Here is a 19,322-nt window from a genome sequence, read left to right on the forward strand (position 1 = left end):
CGGCAGAGATCAAAACTGCGAGCAGGCGCACTTTCTATCGGGGCGGCACGGGGAAGGAAATCCCCGGCGCGCAGCAGGCGGCGCCGGGGGTAAAGCGGGGATTAACGCAGGCCGAGCTGGAAGATCAGGGTTTCCGCCTGGCAGGCGAAGGTGAAATCGGCCTCCAACTGCACGCCACCGTCAACCGGTTTAATGCTACTGCTGATGTCACAAGGATCGGATTCGACCGCGCGCGCCTTTTCGCTCAGGGCGGCCAGCATCGCTTCCGCATCTTGTTGATTACTGAACACCTGGCTGTAGGACGCGGTGCAATCGGTGTTATCCATCACGGTGCCGACATCCACGCAGCAACACGCGGCGGTTTCCTGGGCGCTGCATTTATTAATTGCATCTGACATGATTGGTTCTCCTCAAGGGCCTCTGTTATCAGCCCAAATTGCCGTTTCACTCACCGGCACAAAGCCACAAAATTCTGCGGGTATTTTACGCTTCCACGCCGGCAATCACTAGCACTTACTTTTACTGGGTGTTTTAAGTGATGGAAATCACAAATAAAAATGAGCGTCTGCTAAGGAATGGTAAGAATTTTGTTATTTACCGCTGGCTTTTTGTTAAGCAGATCTCTTTTTTGATATCAGGTTGGAAATATTTCAAAAACAAACTTGCAACATTTTCACAGGTCAGACCTATACTTCAGCCACTGGTCTGATTTGTCTGAACGATAACGGACCCTACAATCCCGCGCTCCTTGTTACTTCGTGTAACAATAGTTTAAATAATAAACACATAATGAGGTTTTGGTCATGAGCCAGAAAAACCTATTGACTAAATCAGCTCTCGCAGCTGCAGTGGCAATTATTTCTTCAAACGTGTCTGCCGCAGGATTCCAGCTGAATGAGTTCTCATCAGCTGGTTTAGGACGTTCGTATTCTGGCGAAGGCGCCATGGCGGATACGGCGGCCTCCGCAAGCCGCAACCCGGCATTGCTGATGATGTATACCCGCCCGGAACTTTCTTTCGGCGCAGTCTTCATCGATCCGGACGTCGATATCAGTGGCCGATCTCCTTCCGGCGCCAGCCTGGATGCGAAAAACATCGCACCGACAGCCTGGGTGCCGAACCTGCATTATGTTCACCCAATTAACGATCAATTCGCCGTAGGCGGCTCGGTCACCAGCAACTTCGGTTTGGCGACCGAATATAACGACGGTTACGCGGCGGGTTCCATGGGCGGCAAAACCGATCTGGAAACCCTGAACCTGAACCTGAGCGGCGCTTATCGCCTGAACAAAAACTTCAGCTTCGGTCTGGGTTTTGACGCCGTCTACGCCAAGGCTAAACTCGAGCGTTACGCCGGCGATCTGCCAAAATTGATCGCCGGTTCAGGCAAATTGCCGCCACAGTTGGCCGGCCCGGTTTCGCAGATCCCGGCAGATACCCAAATTTCTCATCTGAAAGGCGACGAATGGGGCTTCGGCTGGAACGCCGGTATTCTCTACGAAGTGGATGAAAACAACCGTTACGGCTTCACCTATCGCTCAGAAGTGAAAATCGACTTCGACGGCGATTACAAGAGCAGCCTGCCTTCAGCCTTCAACCCGTTGCTGGCCTCTCAAGGTCTTCCGTGGGGCACCAACGGCACCACCATTCCGGGTTCTCTGAGCCTGCACCTGCCGGAAATGTGGGAACTGTCCGGCTATAACAAAGTGGCGCCGCAGTGGGCCATCCACTACAGCCTGGCCTACACCAGTTGGAGCCAGTTCCAGGAGCTGAAAGCCACCGGCAACAACGGCCAGACCCTGTTCCAGAAGCATGAAGGCTTCAAAGACGCTTACCGCATCGCGCTGGGTACCACCTACTTCTACGACGATAACTGGACCTTCCGTACCGGTATCGCCTTCGATGACAGCCCGGTGCCTGCCCAAAACCGTTCGATCTCCATTCCCGATCAGGACCGTTTCTGGCTGAGTGCCGGTACTACCTATGCGTTCAACAAAGACGCCTCGGTCGACGTCGGCGTGTCCTACATGCACGGCCAGAAAGTCACCATCAACGAAGGTCCTTATACCTTCACCTCCGAAGGCAAGGCCTGGCTGTACGGCGCCAACTTCAACTACCGCTTCTAATCTCACTTGGGATGGATGCCAAAGCGCCCCCTGGGGCGCTTTTTCTTTGCCTGTCGCTCGCGCGGGCATAAAAAAACCCGCCTGACGGCGGGTTTTCATTGGCATAATGCCCGGGATTACTGCGAGTCGATCTCGTCCAGTTCGCCCTGAATCGCCTTGGCGTTCGGGTTCTCTTCCGGCTTGAGCGAACCGCCGTTGGCGATGAAATCGTGGCGCTGGAAGTAAGCTTCGCGCACCATGATGTAAGGATCGGAGGAATTGCGCAGCAGACCGTCGGAATCCAGCAGTTGAGCGCGGGTTTCGATACCCTCGACCACCCATTTGCCCGCCGACATCCAGAAGGTCAGGTAGCTCAGCATCGGATACAGCGTATCCGCAAAGTCGCCACCTTCGTCACGCAGGGTAAAGCTGCCGTAGCCCGGCAACATCACGTACGGGCCGTAACCCACATCGTAATGCCCCAACGTGCTGCCGAAGCGATTCGGCTCTTCGCGCGCCAGTTTCGGGTTGGCCATGCCGGCCACGTCGATCAGGCCGCCCATCCCGAGTAGGGTGTTCAGGAAGAAACGGTTGAAGTGGATCATCCCGCGGTAAGGATCGCCCTTCAGGAAGGCGTTGACCATGCTGGCCGGCTCTTCCAGGTTGGAGGTGAAGTTGCTGATGCCGTTACGCGCCGGCATCGGCACGTAGTCACGCCAGGCCACCGCGACCGGACGCAAGATATAAGGATCCAGGACGTTGTAGTTGAAGTCGAACATCGTCCGGTTAAATCCTTCCAGAGGATCAGAACGCCCTTGCGGCTCATTGTCTGGCGCGCTGGCACAGCCCACCAGTAATGCCGCTGCGAATGCCACCCCAGTCAGGCGAAAGTTCATATTTTTCTCCATAAAAACACGTTCGGTCTTATTTTTCAGGGACCTGCTTGTTTATCTGAACGCTAACCTGCTCTTTACCGCTGAATGTCTGCAGCGAGCTTTCGCCGAACCAGTCCCCCGGTTGCGGCGTGGCCAATCCGTCCTGTGAGAGGCGCACACGCACCTGCACCTGATGCTGCGCCGAGAGCAGACGCTCGGGCATCATGGCGTTGCTGTCATCCAGTGAGAAAGACAGCGGAAAACGGCTCAACGGCAATTGTTTTACTGCGACCGGCACCGGGCTGACGCCGTCGGTGACCGAAATGACCAGCGTCCCCTGCGGCGGCATGGCTTTCGCCGCCTGCGGTGACAGCGCAACGGTCACATTCAGTTTAACAGTTTCTCCGCCGGCCTGGGCTTTTGCTTGTGCAATACTGCGCTTTATCACTTCCGCGCGCGGATCGTTGGCCGGCAGCAGCTGCAGCATCACTTGCCAGGCGCCGATCGCCTGCTTGAAATCGCCCTGTTCGAAGGCATTGAACGCCAGCAGGCTGAGCACCCGCGGATCGCTGTGGTTTTCCGCGATCATGCGCCGCAACAGCTGCGTCGCCTGCTTGTTATCCTCCGGATCGTTGGATCGCGTCAAGACCTCGGCATAGCCGAGCCGCACTTCCAGACTATTCGGATCCAATTGATAAGCATGAGCAAAGGCCTGCGTAGCGGTAGTGGCATTGTTCAACGCCATGCCGACGCGCCCCAGCATCATCCAGTCGTTGATATTGCGATCGTCCTGCTGCAGCGCGGTGCGCAGCCCCAGTCCGAGACGGGCAATCTCTTCCATGCTCAGCGGTTTGGCGCGCTCGTTGGCGACGCGCTCGCGCAATTCCGGCATTTGCGCCTGCACCAGACGCCAGTCCAGCACCTGCGCCAACCCGCCGGTTTTCAGATAAAAGCCAACGGTCACCGCCAGCAATAACAGCACGCCCGGCACCAGCGCCCAGCGGTTGATCGGCTTCGCCTGCGCTATCTGCTCGGCCGGGATGTCGTTCAACAGGTTCTGTTGCAGCTCTTTGACCAGTTCCGGACGCTCGGCCACCACGCCCTGCTGCTCATCCTGCTCCAGCTCGCTGAGGCGATCCTGATAAAACGCTTTGTTCAACGCATCGCGCGTGGCGGCGCTCTGCTTGCCGTGGCGCATCGCCGGCACCACCAGCAACGCGGCGGCGCCGGCCAACAACACGCAAATAATCAGCCAAAAAGCCATTAGGGTTTCTTCCTGTCAGTCTCTTGCAACAGCGCCGCCAGGCGCTGCCGTTCCCGTTCGGAGAATGCATCGTCCACCACCGCGTCGGGCTTGCGACGGGTGCGCAGGATCACTACCGCCCCGCCGATCAATACGAACAGCAGCGGGCCGATCCACAAGATCAGCGTCGCCGGCGTTACCGGCGGTTCGTAGGTGACGAAGTTGCCATAACGCGCCACCATGTAGTCGATGATCTGCTGCTTGTTTTGCCCCTGCATCATCAGCTCGTACACCTTGGTGCGCATGTCGGCGGCGATGATAGCGTTGGAATCGGCAATGCTGTTGTTTTGGCATTTCGGGCAGCGCAGCTGTTCGGTCAACTCGCGATACTGCTGCTCCTGCTCGACGGAGTTGAAGCGATAGGTATCGATCGCCGCGGCGGTGCTCCAGCTCAGCAGCGCGGCGCACAGCAGAACAATCAACCTCATGCCTCGCCCCCGTACTTTTTATACAGCGGCAGCACTTCCTGCTGCCAGACGCGCTCGTTCATGTCGCCGGCGTGGCGATAGCGAATGATCCCCTGGCCGTCGATAAGGAAGGTCTCAGGCGCGCCGTACACCCCGAGATCCAACCCCAGCATGCCGTCGCCGTCGTACAGGCTGAGTGCATAGGGATTGCCGAGGGAATTCAGCCAGGTCACCGCCTTGGCGCGATCGTCTTTATAGTTCAAGCCGACCACCCGCACGCCGCGCGCCGCCAGCGTATTGAGATACTGGTGCTCCGCACGGCAGGTCGGGCACCAGGTCGCCCAGACGTTGAGCAAGATCGGCTTGCCGTCGCGCAGCACCGCCTGATCGTAGGTTTTGCCGGGCTGATCCAGCGATTCCAGCCTGAAGGTCGGCACCGGTTTGCCGATCAGCGCCGACTCCAGCATGGTCGGATCTTCGCCGCCCGCGTTGCGCGTCAGCTGCACCATCAGCGCCGCCACCAACAGCAGGAAGAGTATCAATGGGATAAACAGCAGCTTACGCTTCATGATTGCGCCTCCAGCTTGCCTTCGCGCTTGAGCTTTTTGCTCATGCGATAACGCGGGTCGAGAATGCACAGCAGGCCGCCGATCGCCATAAAGACGCCGCCGAACCAGATCCAGCGCACGAAGGGTTTGTAATACAGGCGCACCGCCCAGGAGCCGTCTTCCAGCTCCTCGCCCAGCGCCGCGTACAGATCGCGGCTGAACCCGCCGTCGATCGCCGCCTCGGTCATCATGCTGCGCGCCACGCTGTAGTAGCGTTTCTCCGCATGCAGCGTCGCCTCCGGCTTGCCGTTGCGCGTCACGTCGATGATGCCGACGCCGCCGCTGTAGTTCGGGCCGCGAATGTCGTGCACGTCGCGGAACACGAAATGATAGTTGTGGATATCCACGCTGTCGCCGGCCTTCATCCGCACGTCGCGCTCCACGCTGTAGTTCTGGCTGAAGGCGATGCCGATCACCGTCACCGCCACGCCGAGGTGGCCGAGCACCATGCCCCAGTGGCTGCGGGACAGCTGCCGCAGGCCGCGCCAGAAACCGTGACGATGGGTGGCGCGCTCATGCAGCTCCATCAGCGTCAGGATGATCACCCACAGCGCCATGATCAGGCCCACCACCGTCATGCCGGCGATGCTGTCCTGCAGCAGCCACGGCAGCAGAATCGACAGCACCAGCGTCGCCAGCAGCGCTACGCCGAGGCGCCGCCACAGCTTGCGCGGCTCATCGCGGCGCCAGCGCACCAGCGGCCCAATGCCCAACAGCAGCGCCAGCGGCGCCATCAGCCAGGTGAACATGGTATTGAAGAACGGCTCGCCGATCGAAATGCTGCCCAGCCCCAACTGTTTGTGCACCAGCGGCAGCAGCGTGCCCAACAGCACCACCAGCATGGCGGCGATCAGCAGCACGTTATTGCCCAGCAGGAAGGTCTCACGCGAGAAAGTCTCGTGCTGTACCCGGCTACGCACCTGGCCGCCCTTGACCGCGTACAGCAGCAGCGAACCGCCGATGACGATCACCAGATAGGCGAGAATAAACATGCCGCGCGCCGGGTCGGAGGCGAAGGAGTGCACCGAGACCAGCACGCCGGAGCGCACCAGGAAGGTGCCCAGCAGGCACAGCGAGAAGGCGGTGATCGCCAGCAGCACCGTCCAGGCTTTGAACGTGCCGCGTTTCTCGGTCACCGCCAGCGAATGCATCAGCGCGGTGCCGGCCAGCCACGGCATAAAGGAGGCGTTCTCCACCGGATCCCAGAACCACCAACCGCCCCAGCCCAACTCATAGTAGGCCCAGGCCGATCCGAGCACGATGCCCAGCGTGAGGAACACCCAGGCGGCGGTAGTCCACGGGCGTGACCAGCGCGCCCAGGCGGTGTCGAGCCGGCCGGCCATCAACGAGGCGATGGCGAACGCGAAGGCGACCGAGAAGCCGACATAGCCCATGTACAGCAGCGGCGGGTGGAAAATCAGGCCGATATCCTGCAGCAGCGGGTTGAGATCGCTGCCGTCGATCGGGAAGTTCGGCAGCGTGCGGGTGAACGGGTTGGAGGTCATGATGATGAACAGCAGGAAACCGGCGGTGATCATGCCCATCACCGACAGCACCCGCGCCACCGCGTCCTGCGGCATCGCCCGGCTGCACAACGCCACCGCCAGCGACCAGCAACTCAGCAGCAGCACCCACAGCAGCAGCGAACCTTCGTGCGCCCCCCAGGTGGCGGCGATGCGGTAATACACCGGCAGTTGGGTATTGGAGTTGGTGGCCACGTAGGCGACGGTAAAGTCGTTGACCACGAAGGCATGCACCAGGCACAGGAACGCCAGCGCAATCGCCGCGAATATGCCATAGGTCAGCGGCCGGGCCACCGCCATCATGCGGCTGTCCTGCCGCGCCGCGCCCCACTGCGGGTAGATGCTCAGCAACAGCGCGATCGCCAGCGCCAGGCACAGCAGAAAACTGCCCAGTTCCGGCATCATGACTTGGCACCCTCCGCCTGCGGCGCGTTATACGCTTCCGCCGGCCCTTTGTGATTCTCTTTCATCGCGTCGGCCACTTCTGGCGGCGTGTATTTCTCGTCGTGCTTGGCCAGCACTTCGCGCGCATTGACCACGTTGCCCTCGCCCAGCACGCCCTGCGCCACCACGCCCTGTCCTTCGCGGAACAGGTCCGGCAGAATGCCAGTGTAGGTCACGCCGATCGCGCCGCGCGCGTCGTAAATCTTGAAGCTGACCTGCAGCGTATTGGGATCGCGTTTCACCGAGCCGGGCATCACCATGCCGCCGATACGCAGCCGCTGGCCGACCTCGGGCTTCTCATGATTTTCGCCCTTGCCCTGCAGGATTTCACCCGGGGTATAGAACAGATCGATGTTGGAGCGCAGCGCGTACAGCATCAGGGTTGCGGTCAGCGCAATGCCGATCAGCACAACGATCGCCAGATAAAGGCGGCTTTTACGACGTGGATTCACAATGATTTCTCCCGCGGTGCGGCGGATTTTTGTTTTGATTGTTGCGCATGGCGAATGCGCCGCTCGCGCGCCTGACGGCGGCCGATCTCGGCGAGCAACTGCCGCCGCTGCCAGACGGTGTGTGCCACCAGCCCCAACAGCGAAATCAGCGTGACGGCGACCGCCAGCCAGACATAGAAGGCATAACCGCCCATGGCGAAAAACGCCGGCCAGGAATCGAATGCGGCATTCATGACTGACGCTCCTTATTCACCAGCCCGGCAACCCACGGGCGCTGGCGCTCCTGGAACAGAATCAAATTGCGCAGACGCATCAGCGTCAACGTAACGAACAACAGCAGGTAGCCGAGGATCGCCCAGCGCAGCGGGGTGCGCATACTTGGCGCGATGGATTGCTGCATGTTGGTCGAGCCCTGATGCAGCGTATTCCACCATTCGACGGAGAAATGGATGATCGGAATGTTCACCACGCCCACCAGCACCAGAATGCCGGCGGCCCGGCCCGCCAGGCGGCGGTCTTCGAAAGCGTTATACAGCGCGATGACGCCCATATAAAGGAACAGCAGCACCAGCTCGGAGGTCAGCCGCGCGTCCCACACCCACCAGGTGCCCCACATCGGCTTGCCCCAGGCGGAGCCGGTCACCAGCGCGATAAAGGTGAACACCGCGCCGATCGGCGCCATCGCCGCCACCACGGTATCGGACATTTTCATCTGCCACACCAGGCCGATAAACGCCGCCACCGCCATCGAGGCATAGATGCCCATCGACCACATGGCCGCCGGCACGTGAATATAAATGATGCGGAAGCTGTCGCCCTGCTGATAATCCTTCGGCGCGAAACCAAAGCCCCATGCCCAGCCAAGCAGCAGGCAGGCCGCCGCCGCCAGCCCCAGCCAGGGGATAAAGCGGCCGCAGACGTGATACAGCCGTTCAGGCCGCGCCAGTTGATGTAACCATTTCCACATTGTCGTCAGTGCTCACGGTAATTTTTATGCGTCGGCCGCCCCGAGCGATCGAAACGGCGAAAATCTTCTGCAGGGTACGCTCTTGTCGGCCTTGCCCCGTCTGTTCATTTAATACGTTAGCTAGTGCACGCTCACTCGCAGCGCCGCTGCGGTGGCAAACGGTGCCAATGTCACGCTGCCCGCCAGCATCGCACCGAGTATCGCCAGGTAACCGTCGATCGGCATGCCCATCGAGGCGGCGTCGATCGCGCCGGTGGCGAAGATCAGCACCGGGATATACAGCGGCAGCACCAGCAGGCTGAGTAGCACGCCCCCTTTGCGCAAGCCGACGGTCAACCCCACGCCGATAGCGCCGATCAGGCTCAGCGTCGGCGTGCCGAGCAGCAGCGTACCCGCCACCGCCAGCCAGGTTTGCATATCGAGCGACAACAGCAGCGCCACCAGCGGCGACAGGATCAGCAGCGGCAATCCCGTCACGACCCAGTGAGCACACACTTTGCCCAGCACCGTCATCGGCAGCGGCGTCGGCAGCAGCAACAGCTGCTCCAGCGATCCGTCGAGAAAGTCGTCGCGAAACAGCCGCTCCAGCGACAGCAGCGAGGCCAGCAGCGCCGCCACCCACACGATGCCCGGCGCAATGCGCGCCAGCAGCTGCGGTTCAGGGCCAATCCCCAGCGGGAACAGCGTGATCACAATCAGGAAAAACCACAGCGGGTTGACGATCTCCGACCCTTTACGGCAGGCGATCTTCAATTCGCGACGCACCAGAGTCAAAAACATCACAAACTCCCCGCGTCGTGTTCCGCCAAACGAATTTTGCCCACCGTTTGGCTGACGCCGGCCAAATCCTGATGCGTGGTCAACAATACCATGCCGCCCCGCTGCGCATGTTGTTCAAAAAGGCTAATCAACTCGGCCACGCCCTGTTTATCGATTGCCGTCAACGGTTCATCGAGGATCCACAGCGGCGCCGCGCTGAGCCACAATCGCGCCAGCGCCACCCGCCGCTGTTGCCCGGCCGAAAGCTGCGCCACCGGCAGATCTTCGTACCCCACCAACCCCACCTGCTCCAGCGCGCGCCAGATGGCCTGATGCTCGGCCGCGCCGCGCACCGCCTGATAAAACTGCAGATTTTCGAAGGGTGTCAATACGGCTTTGATGCCCGGTTGATGGCCGATAAACAGCAAATCTTGCTGATACGCCGCGCGATCGCGCAGCGTGTTGCGCCCGCGCCAGCACACCTCACCGCCGTCCGGCCGCGCCAGACCGGCGAGGATGCGCAGCAAACTGGTCTTGCCCGCGCCGTTCGGCCCTTCTACCTGAATGATATCGCCCGGCTGAACTGAAAAGCTTAGCTCGCTAAACAGGATGCGCTCATCGCGCACGCAACTCAGACTTTTGGCTTCCAGCATCAGGGAACTCATATTTTTCTTTGGGATAGCGAATCATAGCATAAGCCTTTCCCCACACGCAGCCTGCGGCGGGCGCGCCGAGGGGCCAATATGGCGAGCAGGATCAAGAATGCGTGGAAAAAATCGGCGGATTTTAACTCTTGTTACCTTTTTCTGTATTTCGCCGCATTTTGGCCGGGCAACTACGCTTAATGACGTGACCTCACCCTTATTGAGCAGGAGCGACAGCATGAACGACCAGCAACGCCAGCAGCACGAGCCGGATGAGACAATGCAGGTAGAGAGCGAAGAGCAGGAACAGGGCAAACGCGAAATCGAAGTCAGGGAAGAGAATCTGCCGTCACGCGCGGCGGCGGTGCATGAACAGATCCGAATGGAAGGCGAAAAAGAGCTGGAGCGCGACGGGCTGGCGCTGCTGTGGTCGGCGATTGCCGCCGGGCTGTCGATGGGCGCCTCGCTGGCGGCGAAAGGCATTTTCCACGCCCGCTTGCCGGACGATCCCAGCCGCTTTTTCATTGAGAACCTCGGCTACACCTTCGGTTTTATCATTGTCATCATGGCGCGCCAGCAGCTGTTTACCGAAAACACCGTCACGGCGGTGCTGCCCATTATGCATAAACCCACGCCGCGCAACCTGCTTATCCTGCTGCGCCTGTGGGGCGTGGTGCTGCTCGGCAATCTGATCGGCACCGCGCTGGCGGCGCTGGCGTTTACCCATATGCCGCTGTTCGACGCCGAAACGCGCCGCGCCTTCATCAGCCTGGGCGAAGAGGTGATGCGCCATACGCCGGGAGAAATGTTCGCCAACGGCATCCTGGCCGGCTGGATCATCGCCACCATGGTATGGATGTTCCCGGCCGCCGGCGCGGCGAAAATTTGGGTGATCGTGTTGATGACCTACCTGGTGGCGATTTGCGATTTGACGCATATCGTGGTCGGCTCGGTGGAGATCCTGTATCTGGTGTTCAACGGCGCGATTGGCTGGCAAGCATTCGTTTATCCGTTCGCCCTGCCGACGCTGGCGGGTAACATCATCGGCGGCACCTTTATCTTTGCGCTGATCAGCCACGCGCAAATCCGCAACGATTTGAGCGCCAAAAATAAGGCAGCGCGGCTGCAAGAGGAAAAACGGCGCCACGGCGGAGAAAAACCGTGATCGCGGTCGGTTAGCCGAGGAAATTTCGGCGCGAACTGGCGAGGTATTGAGCAAACGCGCCGCTAAGCGCTTATTCTGCGGGTAAAAAAAGGTATAATGCCCCGGCAGCTTCGGTTGCCGGTCCGCAGCGTCCCCGTAGTTAAACGGATATAACAAGCCCCTCCTAAGGGCTAGTTACTGGTTCGATTCCAGTCGGGGACACCATTCTTTCTCATCAAGCCATTCCCCATCATCTGCACCCGCAATCCCCCTTTTCCCTTGTTCAGTCCCGGATTCCTCCAAGCGTTATGATGGGCATTAGTTGAAAAACTTGATATCCGTCGGCGTTGAAATCGCCGCCGCTTCACCTCTGGCCTGCAACTCACCCTTCTCATCATCGAAATCGAACAGCGTAACGCTATTGGTGAACACATTCGTGACATAGAGGCGGTTGCCGTCGGCATCAAAAGCGAGCGCCCGCGGTTCAATGCCGCCGGCCTCATAGCGCGTCGGCACGCCTGGCAGACCGTCCCTGCCTATTTTAAATACCAGCAGGTGGTTATCGGTACCGCGATGGGTGGCAATAAGATATCTGCCGCCCGGGCTCAGGATAATAGCCCCGCCGCTTTTCGCCTCCGCCGAATCGAGGCCGCCGTTCAGTTTCACTTTCCCTCTCAGAGTCAATCGATTGTCGTTAACGGCAAACGCCTCGATCTCGCCCGCCATTTCAGTGATGACATACGCATATTCGCCTTCTGGCGAGAACACCATGTGCCGTGGACCGGCGCCGGGCGCAAAGCCGACATCGCGCGAAGCATCCGCCTGCAGCGGCTGCGCGTTATCCGGGCGATAGCGGTAGGCGTGCAACTTATCGCCGCCGAGATCCGCCGCGTACAGGTATTGGCCATCGCGGCTGAAGGTGGTGGAGTGCGCATGCCCGCCTTCCTGGCGCCCCTGCACGATGCCGGAGCCGGGTATAAACGGGTAATGCTGCACGCGTTCACCCAGTGTGCCGTCGCTGCGAATCGGCAATACCGTCACCCCCGCGCCTCCTTTGGCGACGGAGTAGTTGGCGACAAACAGAAACTTACCGTCCGGGCTGAGTGTGGCATGCGTCGGCTGCTGGCCCGCACTGCTCACCGTATTCAGCACCCGCACGCTGCCTGCGTCGTCTATTGCCAAGGCGGTCACCGTTCCCGCATCCTCTTCATTGGTGACATAGGCGAAACGACCATCGCGAGATTTTGCGATCCATGACGGGCTTTTCATCTTGATGACATTGAGCAGCGTTAACGTGCCGTCGACATTTACCCTCAGACGATAGAGCCCTTCACTGGGGAACGCCGGTTTCTGCACCGCGGGCGCATCCGGAATATGGGTCCAGGTACCGACTAACGCTATTTGTTGATGCTCCCGATTATTGGCCATCGCATTTCCTGAAAACATGAAGAGAGTTAATGCCAACATTAATTGAATGACCTGCCAGCCTAAACCGGCAACGTTCACCCTGCCAGACACAGACAACGTTAAAGGTAGCATACCGAAAGCGTAATGGTGTTTATTCATTGAACCGGGGGATTTCTCTACACTCATGATGTCTACTTTTCTCAACGCTACACCACAGGAATCAGTATATCGACATTAACAACTTCGCTGTTTAAATGCTCGTTTCTATATAGCTCAATAAAAAAGCTTTCCCTCATCTTGACATTAATGGCCGGCAGGTAAGCGTCATAGATGCTTTCAAAAAAATCAATGTACTCAGGCAACGCTCCCATAAAGGGAATAACAATATATTTCCCTCTGGGTATGTAGAAGTTAAAAATAGAGTGGAAAACCTCTTGTTCCTTACCATTTGAATGCCATTTACCCGCTCTGGTTTTTTCCACACCATAAGCTTTTCCATTCTTGCTTAACCATTTTTCATTAGTCTGCGTAATGTCACTGGCATCTCTGTATTTCCTTATGGAATGGAAAATCAATGCTTTGTACTGCTTTAACAACTCAATATCATCCGGCATGACCGTGTGATAAAAATAGGGCTTATTGTCATTGCCATACGGTGGGATCTGGATGGAGAAATCCCATCCCCGGCTGTTTCTAAAGCTGTTGGGCGTTTCGCCAAAGAAACGTTTGAATGCCCGCGTGTAACATTGCTGAGAGGCAAAGCCCGATGCCAAGGCGACATCCAGTATGTTCCCTTGATGTTGTTTAAGCAAAATTGCGGATCGGCTCAGCTTTCTGTGCCTGATATAAGTTCCGAGCGTCATACCAAAATAATGTTTAAACAGCCGTTGCAAATGCCATTTAGAGTACCCTGAGATAATAGACACTTTCTCAACGGAAAGGCCCTCTATAATATTCTTCTCCATATACTCTAATACCTGTAAAAGAATATCTTTCCGATAGTCCATGTGCGCTCCCTGTCTTTATAAAAATTGTGTCCTTTTCATTAAAATCGTTAACCAACCAAACCAAGTCATTAAGATTAGTCCTAAAAAAAATCACCTTGGCAGCGCCATTTTTGCGGCATAGGAAAAGCCATTACTTAAATAACTGAAAATGATCATGTTATATAAATCCACCCGCAAAAAAACGGCAAAACAAAAACAACCCACATAAAATGCTCCCGTCAAAGATGCATTTACATCTCTAGGGAGAATCACACTTTTTGCCAATTGTTTTATCTTAACGTGTTTTTTTATACTCCACTGGCATGGCCGAATAGGAATTTCATCATCACAAATTAAATCGTGAATTTATTGTTTGGTCGGCTGATAAAATTATTGAACCTAATGCGAAGAAGTAGGAACAATGTCGAGGGAGGATGCGGTGGATAAACGCAAGGCCTTAACCTCGGGCCAGATAATCGCAGAGCTTCATAGCGCGTTTCTTTTTTATCTTTTCCCATACAAAGCAGAATCGATGTTTCAACAAACCTTGTTCGATGCCCTACGTTACCCTCCACGCCAATTGGGGCACCATTTATGCCTCGCTCTTCCCTCGTAACAGTGCCGTGTCTGCATACCCGTGCTTTGTTGCCACAGCACGGCAAAAAGCCCGGCTCGCCAGGCCGGGCTTTTCATTAACGGACTGATTAATCAGCCAGGTTGTCGATCTCTGCCGATCGGTGCTTGCGCAACAGATACAGCAGCAAAGATACCCGCCGCTCGGTGCGTTCCGGGGTATCCGGCGGCAGGTTGTAGCGCAAGGTGTAGCGCTCGTTGTTCTCGTTGCAAAAATCGATGACGAGCACGGGAGCAGACGCTCCCGCCACTTTTCGATAGTTCAGCGAGATGCAAGACAGGTTTTTTCTCATCTCAACTTACCGCGACGGTACGGCGGGTTGATTCGGCAATCCGCCCCACGCCGGCGCTCAGCGCAGCACCCAACAGCAGTATCAGCAGTGAGCCCCATGCGGCGCGAGACAGTTGTTTGGCCGCTTCATCAGCCGCTTCGCGCGCTTTCTGCTCGGCCTCGGCCTTGAGTTTTTCCACCTTCTGCACCGCCTGCTGATAAGCCTGGGCGTAGTTATCGACGATTTGGCTCGCTTCATCGCGGCTCTTGCCGGTACGCGCCGCAACGATATTCACCAACGCATCCTTGTCGGCCGCGCTCAGCGTCGGCTCACCGGACTGCTTGACGCGGTCGAACCACTGCTTAAGCTCGGAGGCGGCCTGCGCCGGATCGGCAGCCGCGTCCATGGCTGATTGTTTGCCGTCGGCGGTCGCTCTATCGGCCTTCTGTTCTAACCGAGCCGGATCCAGTTCCGGCTTACCGGTCTGCTTGAGCGTGGCGTTCAACTGATTTTCCAGGCTTCCCCAGTCAAGGCTAATGCCCTTTTTATCCAGCTGTTGCTTGAGGCCTTCACCCACGTTTGGCGCTGCCGCCGCCAGGCCGCTGCCCGCCAGCGAAAGCCCTTTGCCCACCGCGCTGCCCGCCAGCCCCACCACGCCGCTTGCTAATGAAACCATCAGCCAGGTGGTCAGCAAGGTGGTGATCGCCCAGCTCAACAGGCCATGCAAACCGCCGCGGTTCGGCGCAGTGCGTCCGGCGACGAACGCACCGGCGGCCAGCGATGCCAGCGTGGAAACCAGCAGCCAGATCCCGGTGCCGGTGCCAAAACCGCTCAGCGGATTGCCCTTTTGCATCATATCCACGGCCTGGGCACCGATAGCCGTACCCAGCACGCTGAAGATAAGATAAGTCACCAGCGCCACGGCACTCCCGGCCAATATCGAGCCCCATGACACCTGAAACGCAAAGCGATTTGATTCATAGACAGTGGTCATCGTTGTTCCTTATATTTTCTGGACAAGTGATTGCACGCACGGTGGATAACCGCGCAGACAAATTCAGTCTGCCGCGCGGCGGCGTCGGCCGTCCCAGTTCATTTGCGCCATAATGCCTAGTGCATTCACACCCTGCGAATACGCACGTTATGCACTAAGCTGCTCAGCGAGTAGCGTAACCCGCGGCCCCGATCAGAGGCCGCTCCCCTTCTGTCTAGCGGAGAGCACATGAACCCATCCGTCCTGGCCAGCGAAACCCACCGCGGCCACCTGCAGCAAATCATCTCCGGCTTGTCCGACGGCGTGATCCTGACGGATACCGATCAAACGCTTCTCTGGGCTAACGAAGCCGCGTTGGCCATGCACGGCGTGAGCCACCAGAAAGCCCTGGGGGCTGATGCCGGCGAGTACGCGGCGCGTTTTGCACTGCGTTATCGCAACAACCACCCGCTGGCGCTGGAACAGTACCCGCTGAGCCGGGTTGCCGATGGCGAAACCTTCACCGATGTGGTGGTGGAGGTTCGGCAGGTCGACGATCCGGAGAGCTTCTGGGTGCACCGCCTGCGGAGCCTGATCATCACCGATGCGCAGGGGCAGCCGGAGCTGCTGGCGCTGATCCTGAGCGACGCAACGGAGTGGGCCAGCGCCGAACAGCGCTTTGAAAAAACCTTCAACGCCAATCCGGCGCCGGCGGTCATTTGTCGGCTAAGCGACCTGCGTTACGTCAAGGTCAACCAGGGGTTCCTCGATATGACCGGTTACCAGCGTGAACAGGTCATGGGGCGTTCGGTTTATGAACTCGACGTCTTGGAACAGGCAGAGCACAAAGAGCTGGCGGTTCAGCGCCTGGGGGAAGGCGCCACCATTCCGCAGATGGAGGCCGAGCTGAAACTGCCCGGCGGAGGAAGCAAGCTGGTGGTGGTTGCCGGTCAACCGCTGGATATCAATGAAGACGACTGCATGCTGTTCACGTTTACCGATCTCGAACCCCGGCGCCTGGCGGAATCGGCGCTGCGAGAAAGTGAAGAGCGGTTCGCCAAGGCATTTCGCCTGAGCCCGGTGCCGACGTTGGTGTGTACCGCAGACGAGCGGCGCGTGCTGGACGTCAACGAAGCGTTCACCCGCACCACCGAGTACGACGCCGAAGCGTTGATCGGCAAAACGGTCGATGAGATCCAGTTTATTGACGATCCCGAGGCGAACCGCCGTTTGTTTGCCGCACTGGAAAAAAGCGGCAACGTCGAAGGGTTGGATATCCAGGTGCGAAAGAAAGGGAGCGAGCTAATCGACTGCGTGGCCTCGGCGGATGCCGTCAGTATCCATAATGCGCCCTGCTACCTGTTGGTGCTCATGGACATTACTGAGCGTAAACGATCGGAGCTGGAGCTGGTGAATGCCATCGAAGAAGTGATGCAGGATGCCTCGTGGTTCAGCCAAACTTTGATCGAAAAACTGGCCAACGTAAAAAGCATCAACCGGCCCGACCAGGCTGGATTCACCGCCAGCGACCTCACGCCGCGCGAGCGCGATGTGCTGGAATTGATTTGCGAGGGGCTGCCGGACAAGAAAATTGCGGCGCGTCTCAATCTGGCGCTCAACACCATCCGCAATCATGTCGCGACGGTCTATTCCAAACTCGGCGTGCACAGCCGCAGCGAAGCCATCGTCTGGGCCAGAGAGCGCGGGCTGTTTACCGGCGGAGCGGCCTCCAGGAACGGCAAGTAGCCTGCAAATGCACTACCCGCACCGATGCAAACGCCCCTTATGAGCGCAGAGTGAAGTGCATAACATGGCGGTGCAAATGCAGGCTTTCGCTCTGTGCGAACGCCAAACGGATCGAACCTTAGGAGCACATCATAATGAACAGCGAAAAAGCCAATGGCATGATGGACAAAGTGGCGGGCAAAGCGCAGGAAATCGCAGGCGACGTCAGCGGTAACGAACGTTGGCAGGCCGAAGGCGTCACGCGCCAGGCAGTGGGCGCGCTGCAAGAAAAATACGGCGACGCCCTGAGCTGCGCCGGCAGTATGATGAAGAAAAACCCCCTCGCCGCGTTGGCACTCGTTGCCGGCGCAGGTTTGTTGGCCGGCCTGCTGCTGCGTCGCCGTTGATTAGCGCCGACGATCAACCTGCTTTTCCCTGAATGTTGTGCCCGGTGGGTAACCACTGGGCACGGTTCTCTGGCCAGGCGGGGCTCAGCGTTATCGATTGCTACCTCCATCTCGTTGGCATCCGGGCTTAACGCGTACTCAACGTCGCCATGCGACGGATGATTATGGCGAAACCGTTATATCCCGCAGGGAATATGAGCTTTTATCGTTCAGGCTGCGGTACACCGCCTTTACTCGCTGCTTAACGGCACCTCTTTTTATTATATTCGTCCTATTGCTGATTATCATCGCCCCCACCGTCTGTTATTTCCGGTTGTTATGCAATTCTCTTCAACATATCGAAATCCCTCGGTATAAAAACCGAATAGATCAATCAGGCTGGGTTTATCCTCCGCGCCATTAAATGTTAATATTGCCAGATTGTGCGCACGGAGAAATAGCATGTTCCCCAGTAAAAAACATTCACAGCGGGCGACCCCGCTGACCAGCTATCAATTTTCCCGGCTGCATACTTTTGAATGCGTCGCCCGCCATTTATCTTTTGCGCTGGCGGCGCAAGAATTGTCGATCACCCCCAGCGCCGTAAGCCACCGCATTAATTTGCTCGAAAAGGAATTGGGCTTTCTGCTGTTTCAGCGCTTTCATCGCAGAATTACCCTGACGCCGGAGGGCGAGCGCATGCAATGGGCGCTGGACAGTTCCTTCAACACCTTGAATCAGGAAATTCTGGACATTAAAAATCGCGAGTTGACGGGAACATTGACCCTCTACTCACACCCGTCTCTGGTGCAATGTCTGCTGCTGCCGCGCATCGGCGACTTTATCGCCCAGCACCCCACCATTCACCTCAACATTTTGACCGGGCAGGAAATCATCAACCTGGCCAACCGCGGCGTGGACCTGGCGATGTACTTCGGCAAACTGCCCTCGGGGCGGCATCTGGACGAGGCCTTTATGCAGGAATCGATGGTGCCGATTTGCACGCCGCAGTACGCCGCTGCACATAACCTGTACGATGCGCCGGAAAACCTGGCTCACTGTACGCTGCTGCACGATCGCTACAACTCCGGCGAAGATGAGTGGCAAACCTGGTCACAACACTTTGCGTTGGGGCTGGATACCGACAGTAAAAGCATGGAGTTCGACCGTTCCGATCTCGCGGTACTGGCCGCCACACGGCACCTTGGCGTCGCCATGGGGCGGCTTAATCTGGTGCAGGACTGGATAAAAAGCGGCGAACTGATCATTCCGTTCACCAACATGACCGTGCCCTGTGAGCACTGCTATTTTACCTCGACCATTTCCGAACGGCAGTGGCCCAAGATCCTCGCGTTTAAGCAGTGGATCATGAAAATCTCCCCTCTGGTCTGATGGCCAGAGGGTTAGCGCTCTACTTTGGGGGAATAAGAAAAATGCAGCGCGCAGGCGTAGAGCCGGCCGGCCTTTGAATAAGAAATATATTTTCGACTTTTATCCCAGGTCAGCAGGGAATTATTGGCAAAATAATAAACCTCCAATCGCATCCCATTCGCCAACCTCGACCAGCCTCGGCTTCTTATCACGGTAAAATCACCGTTATCGCTGAGCGTAATCAGCGGCACGCCCCAAGCATAGCGGGATATTTGCAACTGAATAATGAATTGGCTTTCGCAGCTTATTTGGTAGTTCTGTACATCAACATCCATAAT

General features: G+C 57.7%; 21 protein-coding genes and 1 tRNA gene. 6 read left to right on the plus strand and 16 right to left on the minus strand.

Going from position 1 to position 19,322, the window contains the following annotated elements; all coding sequences use genetic code 11:
* Positions 1 to 101: 101 nt before the first annotated feature.
* Positions 102 to 398 (minus strand): YfcZ/YiiS family protein, encoded by a 297-nt coding sequence (locus FOT55_RS23035; protein WP_072145088.1) that lies wholly within the window; start codon positions 396 to 398, stop codon positions 102 to 104.
* A gap of 405 nt (positions 399 to 803) precedes the next feature.
* Here FOT55_RS23035 and fadL point away from each other — a divergent pair, with 405 nt between their 5' ends.
* Entirely contained in the window at positions 804 to 2,126 is a 1,323-nt protein-coding gene (fadL, locus tag FOT55_RS23040) for a long-chain fatty acid transporter FadL (protein WP_004936243.1), read from the plus strand.
* 116 nt (positions 2,127 to 2,242) lie between these two features.
* On the opposite strand, the gene mlaA is transcribed toward fadL, so the two are convergent.
* From mlaA to ccmA, 10 genes are all read right to left on the minus strand, one after another.
* On the minus strand, positions 2,243 to 3,001 hold the full coding sequence (gene mlaA, locus FOT55_RS23045) for a phospholipid-binding lipoprotein MlaA (protein WP_025303725.1): 759 nt from the start codon (positions 2,999 to 3,001) through the stop codon (positions 2,243 to 2,245).
* Positions 3,002 to 3,029: 28 nt separating this feature from the next.
* On the minus strand, positions 3,030 to 4,244 hold the full coding sequence (gene ccmI / locus FOT55_RS23050) for a c-type cytochrome biogenesis protein CcmI (protein ID WP_060433754.1): 1,215 nt from the start codon (positions 4,242 to 4,244) through the stop codon (positions 3,030 to 3,032).
* Positions 4,244 to 4,711, minus strand: a complete 468-nt coding sequence (locus tag FOT55_RS23055) for a cytochrome c-type biogenesis protein (RefSeq protein ID WP_099816978.1) — start codon at positions 4,709 to 4,711, stop codon at positions 4,244 to 4,246. Before FOT55_RS23055 ends, ccmI begins: the two co-directional genes overlap by 1 nt.
* Positions 4,708 to 5,259, minus strand: coding sequence for a DsbE family thiol:disulfide interchange protein (locus FOT55_RS23060; RefSeq protein WP_147824077.1), 552 nt, complete (start codon positions 5,257 to 5,259; stop codon positions 4,708 to 4,710). Before FOT55_RS23060 ends, FOT55_RS23055 begins: the two co-directional genes overlap by 4 nt.
* The gene (locus FOT55_RS23065) at positions 5,256 to 7,226 is read right to left on the minus strand and encodes a heme lyase CcmF/NrfE family subunit (protein ID WP_147824078.1); all 1,971 of its coding nucleotides are present in this window, start codon (positions 7,224 to 7,226) and stop codon (positions 5,256 to 5,258) included. The genes FOT55_RS23060 and FOT55_RS23065 overlap by 4 nt, the downstream gene beginning before the upstream one ends.
* A complete protein-coding gene (ccmE, locus tag FOT55_RS23070; protein ID WP_004936264.1) occupies positions 7,223 to 7,717 on the minus strand; it encodes a cytochrome c maturation protein CcmE in 495 nt (164 codons plus the stop codon). The genes FOT55_RS23065 and ccmE overlap by 4 nt, the downstream gene beginning before the upstream one ends.
* Positions 7,714 to 7,950: a heme exporter protein CcmD gene (gene ccmD, locus FOT55_RS23075; RefSeq protein WP_025303729.1), complete on the minus strand. Its 237-nt coding sequence runs from the start codon at positions 7,948 to 7,950 to the stop codon at positions 7,714 to 7,716. Before ccmD ends, ccmE begins: the two co-directional genes overlap by 4 nt.
* Positions 7,947 to 8,684 (minus strand): heme ABC transporter permease, encoded by a 738-nt coding sequence (locus FOT55_RS23080; protein ID WP_004936270.1) that lies wholly within the window; start codon positions 8,682 to 8,684, stop codon positions 7,947 to 7,949. The genes ccmD and FOT55_RS23080 overlap by 4 nt, the downstream gene beginning before the upstream one ends.
* Before the next feature lie 120 nt (positions 8,685 to 8,804).
* Positions 8,805 to 9,464 (minus strand): heme exporter protein CcmB, encoded by a 660-nt coding sequence (gene ccmB, locus FOT55_RS23085; RefSeq protein WP_025303731.1) that lies wholly within the window; start codon positions 9,462 to 9,464, stop codon positions 8,805 to 8,807.
* The gene (ccmA, locus tag FOT55_RS23090; protein WP_015378626.1) at positions 9,464 to 10,096 is read right to left on the minus strand and encodes a cytochrome c biogenesis heme-transporting ATPase CcmA; all 633 of its coding nucleotides are present in this window, start codon (positions 10,094 to 10,096) and stop codon (positions 9,464 to 9,466) included. Before ccmA ends, ccmB begins: the two co-directional genes overlap by 1 nt.
* A 229-nt stretch (positions 10,097 to 10,325) precedes the next feature.
* Between ccmA and FOT55_RS23095 the strand changes: the two genes are divergently transcribed.
* Complete coding sequence (locus FOT55_RS23095) at positions 10,326 to 11,252, plus strand: formate/nitrite transporter family protein (RefSeq protein ID WP_049207362.1); 927 nt, start codon at positions 10,326 to 10,328, stop codon at positions 11,250 to 11,252.
* A 129-nt stretch (positions 11,253 to 11,381) separates the two neighbouring features.
* A tRNA-Arg gene (locus FOT55_RS23100) sits at positions 11,382 to 11,456 on the plus strand.
* Between the two features lie 93 nt (positions 11,457 to 11,549).
* Here the strand turns inward: FOT55_RS23100 and FOT55_RS23105 are convergent.
* The 4 genes from FOT55_RS23105 to FOT55_RS23120 form a co-directional block, all read right to left on the minus strand.
* On the minus strand, positions 11,550 to 12,824 hold the full coding sequence (locus FOT55_RS23105) for a lactonase family protein (protein ID WP_238476128.1): 1,275 nt from the start codon (positions 12,822 to 12,824) through the stop codon (positions 11,550 to 11,552).
* Between the two features lie 20 nt (positions 12,825 to 12,844).
* Positions 12,845 to 13,645 (minus strand): helix-turn-helix domain-containing protein, encoded by an 801-nt coding sequence (locus FOT55_RS23110; RefSeq protein WP_049207364.1) that lies wholly within the window; start codon positions 13,643 to 13,645, stop codon positions 12,845 to 12,847.
* 683 nt (positions 13,646 to 14,328) lie between these two features.
* Complete coding sequence (locus tag FOT55_RS23115) at positions 14,329 to 14,487, minus strand: hypothetical protein (protein WP_230201404.1); 159 nt, start codon at positions 14,485 to 14,487, stop codon at positions 14,329 to 14,331.
* A 64-nt stretch (positions 14,488 to 14,551) separates the two neighbouring features.
* Positions 14,552 to 15,523 carry a TIGR04086 family membrane protein gene (locus FOT55_RS23120; protein ID WP_147824079.1) on the minus strand — a complete coding sequence of 324 codons (972 nt, stop codon included), beginning with the start codon at positions 15,521 to 15,523 and terminating at the stop codon, positions 14,552 to 14,554.
* Positions 15,524 to 15,751: 228 nt separating this feature from the next.
* On the opposite strand from FOT55_RS23120, the gene FOT55_RS23125 reads away from it, so the two are divergent.
* From FOT55_RS23125 to dsdC, 3 genes are all read left to right on the plus strand, one after another.
* A complete protein-coding gene (locus FOT55_RS23125) occupies positions 15,752 to 17,248 on the plus strand; it encodes a helix-turn-helix transcriptional regulator (protein WP_043140220.1) in 1,497 nt (498 codons plus the stop codon).
* Positions 17,249 to 17,382: 134 nt separating this feature from the next.
* Positions 17,383 to 17,634 (plus strand): CsbD family protein, encoded by a 252-nt coding sequence (locus FOT55_RS23130; protein WP_025303738.1) that lies wholly within the window; start codon positions 17,383 to 17,385, stop codon positions 17,632 to 17,634.
* Positions 17,635 to 18,075: 441 nt separating this feature from the next.
* Positions 18,076 to 19,005, plus strand: a complete 930-nt coding sequence (dsdC, locus tag FOT55_RS23135; RefSeq protein WP_025303739.1) for a DNA-binding transcriptional regulator DsdC — start codon at positions 18,076 to 18,078, stop codon at positions 19,003 to 19,005.
* Positions 19,006 to 19,016: 11 nt separating this feature from the next.
* Here the strand turns inward: dsdC and FOT55_RS23140 are convergent, their stop codons facing one another.
* Positions 19,017 to 19,319, minus strand: a complete 303-nt coding sequence (locus FOT55_RS23140) for a hypothetical protein (RefSeq protein WP_049294901.1) — start codon at positions 19,317 to 19,319, stop codon at positions 19,017 to 19,019.
* Between the last annotated feature and the right edge of the window lie 3 nt (positions 19,320 to 19,322).

Origin of the sequence: Serratia bockelmannii (genome assembly GCF_008011855.1) — a bacterium.
GTDB classification, from domain to species: Bacteria; Pseudomonadota; Gammaproteobacteria; order Enterobacterales; family Enterobacteriaceae; genus Serratia; species Serratia bockelmannii.

Coding starts and splice junctions, on each gene's coding strand:
- FOT55_RS23035 (WP_072145088.1), bottom strand. CDS start 398: ATGTCAGATGCAATTAATAAATGCAGCGCCCAGGAAACCGCCGCGTGT.
- fadL (WP_004936243.1), top strand. CDS start 804: ATGAGCCAGAAAAACCTATTGACTAAATCAGCTCTCGCAGCTGCAGTG.
- mlaA (WP_025303725.1), bottom strand. CDS start 3,001: ATGAACTTTCGCCTGACTGGGGTGGCATTCGCAGCGGCATTACTGGTG.
- ccmI (WP_060433754.1), bottom strand. CDS start 4,244: ATGGCTTTTTGGCTGATTATTTGCGTGTTGTTGGCCGGCGCCGCCGCG.
- FOT55_RS23055 (WP_099816978.1), bottom strand. CDS start 4,711: ATGAGGTTGATTGTTCTGCTGTGCGCCGCGCTGCTGAGCTGGAGCACC.
- FOT55_RS23060 (WP_147824077.1), bottom strand. CDS start 5,259: ATGAAGCGTAAGCTGCTGTTTATCCCATTGATACTCTTCCTGCTGTTG.
- FOT55_RS23065 (WP_147824078.1), bottom strand. CDS start 7,226: ATGATGCCGGAACTGGGCAGTTTTCTGCTGTGCCTGGCGCTGGCGATC.
- ccmD (WP_025303729.1), bottom strand. CDS start 7,950: ATGAATGCCGCATTCGATTCCTGGCCGGCGTTTTTCGCCATGGGCGGT.
- FOT55_RS23080 (WP_004936270.1), bottom strand. CDS start 8,684: ATGTGGAAATGGTTACATCAACTGGCGCGGCCTGAACGGCTGTATCAC.
- ccmB (WP_025303731.1), bottom strand. CDS start 9,464: ATGTTTTTGACTCTGGTGCGTCGCGAATTGAAGATCGCCTGCCGTAAA.
- ccmA (WP_015378626.1), bottom strand. CDS start 10,096: ATGCTGGAAGCCAAAAGTCTGAGTTGCGTGCGCGATGAGCGCATCCTG.
- FOT55_RS23095 (WP_049207362.1), top strand. CDS start 10,326: ATGAACGACCAGCAACGCCAGCAGCACGAGCCGGATGAGACAATGCAG.
- FOT55_RS23105 (WP_238476128.1), bottom strand. CDS start 12,824: ATGAGTGTAGAGAAATCCCCCGGTTCAATGAATAAACACCATTACGCT.
- FOT55_RS23110 (WP_049207364.1), bottom strand. CDS start 13,645: ATGGACTATCGGAAAGATATTCTTTTACAGGTATTAGAGTATATGGAG.
- FOT55_RS23120 (WP_147824079.1), bottom strand. CDS start 15,523: ATGACCACTGTCTATGAATCAAATCGCTTTGCGTTTCAGGTGTCATGG.
- FOT55_RS23125 (WP_043140220.1), top strand. CDS start 15,752: ATGAACCCATCCGTCCTGGCCAGCGAAACCCACCGCGGCCACCTGCAG.
- FOT55_RS23130 (WP_025303738.1), top strand. CDS start 17,383: ATGAACAGCGAAAAAGCCAATGGCATGATGGACAAAGTGGCGGGCAAA.
- dsdC (WP_025303739.1), top strand. CDS start 18,076: ATGTTCCCCAGTAAAAAACATTCACAGCGGGCGACCCCGCTGACCAGC.
- FOT55_RS23140 (WP_049294901.1), bottom strand. CDS start 19,319: ATGGATGTTGATGTACAGAACTACCAAATAAGCTGCGAAAGCCAATTC.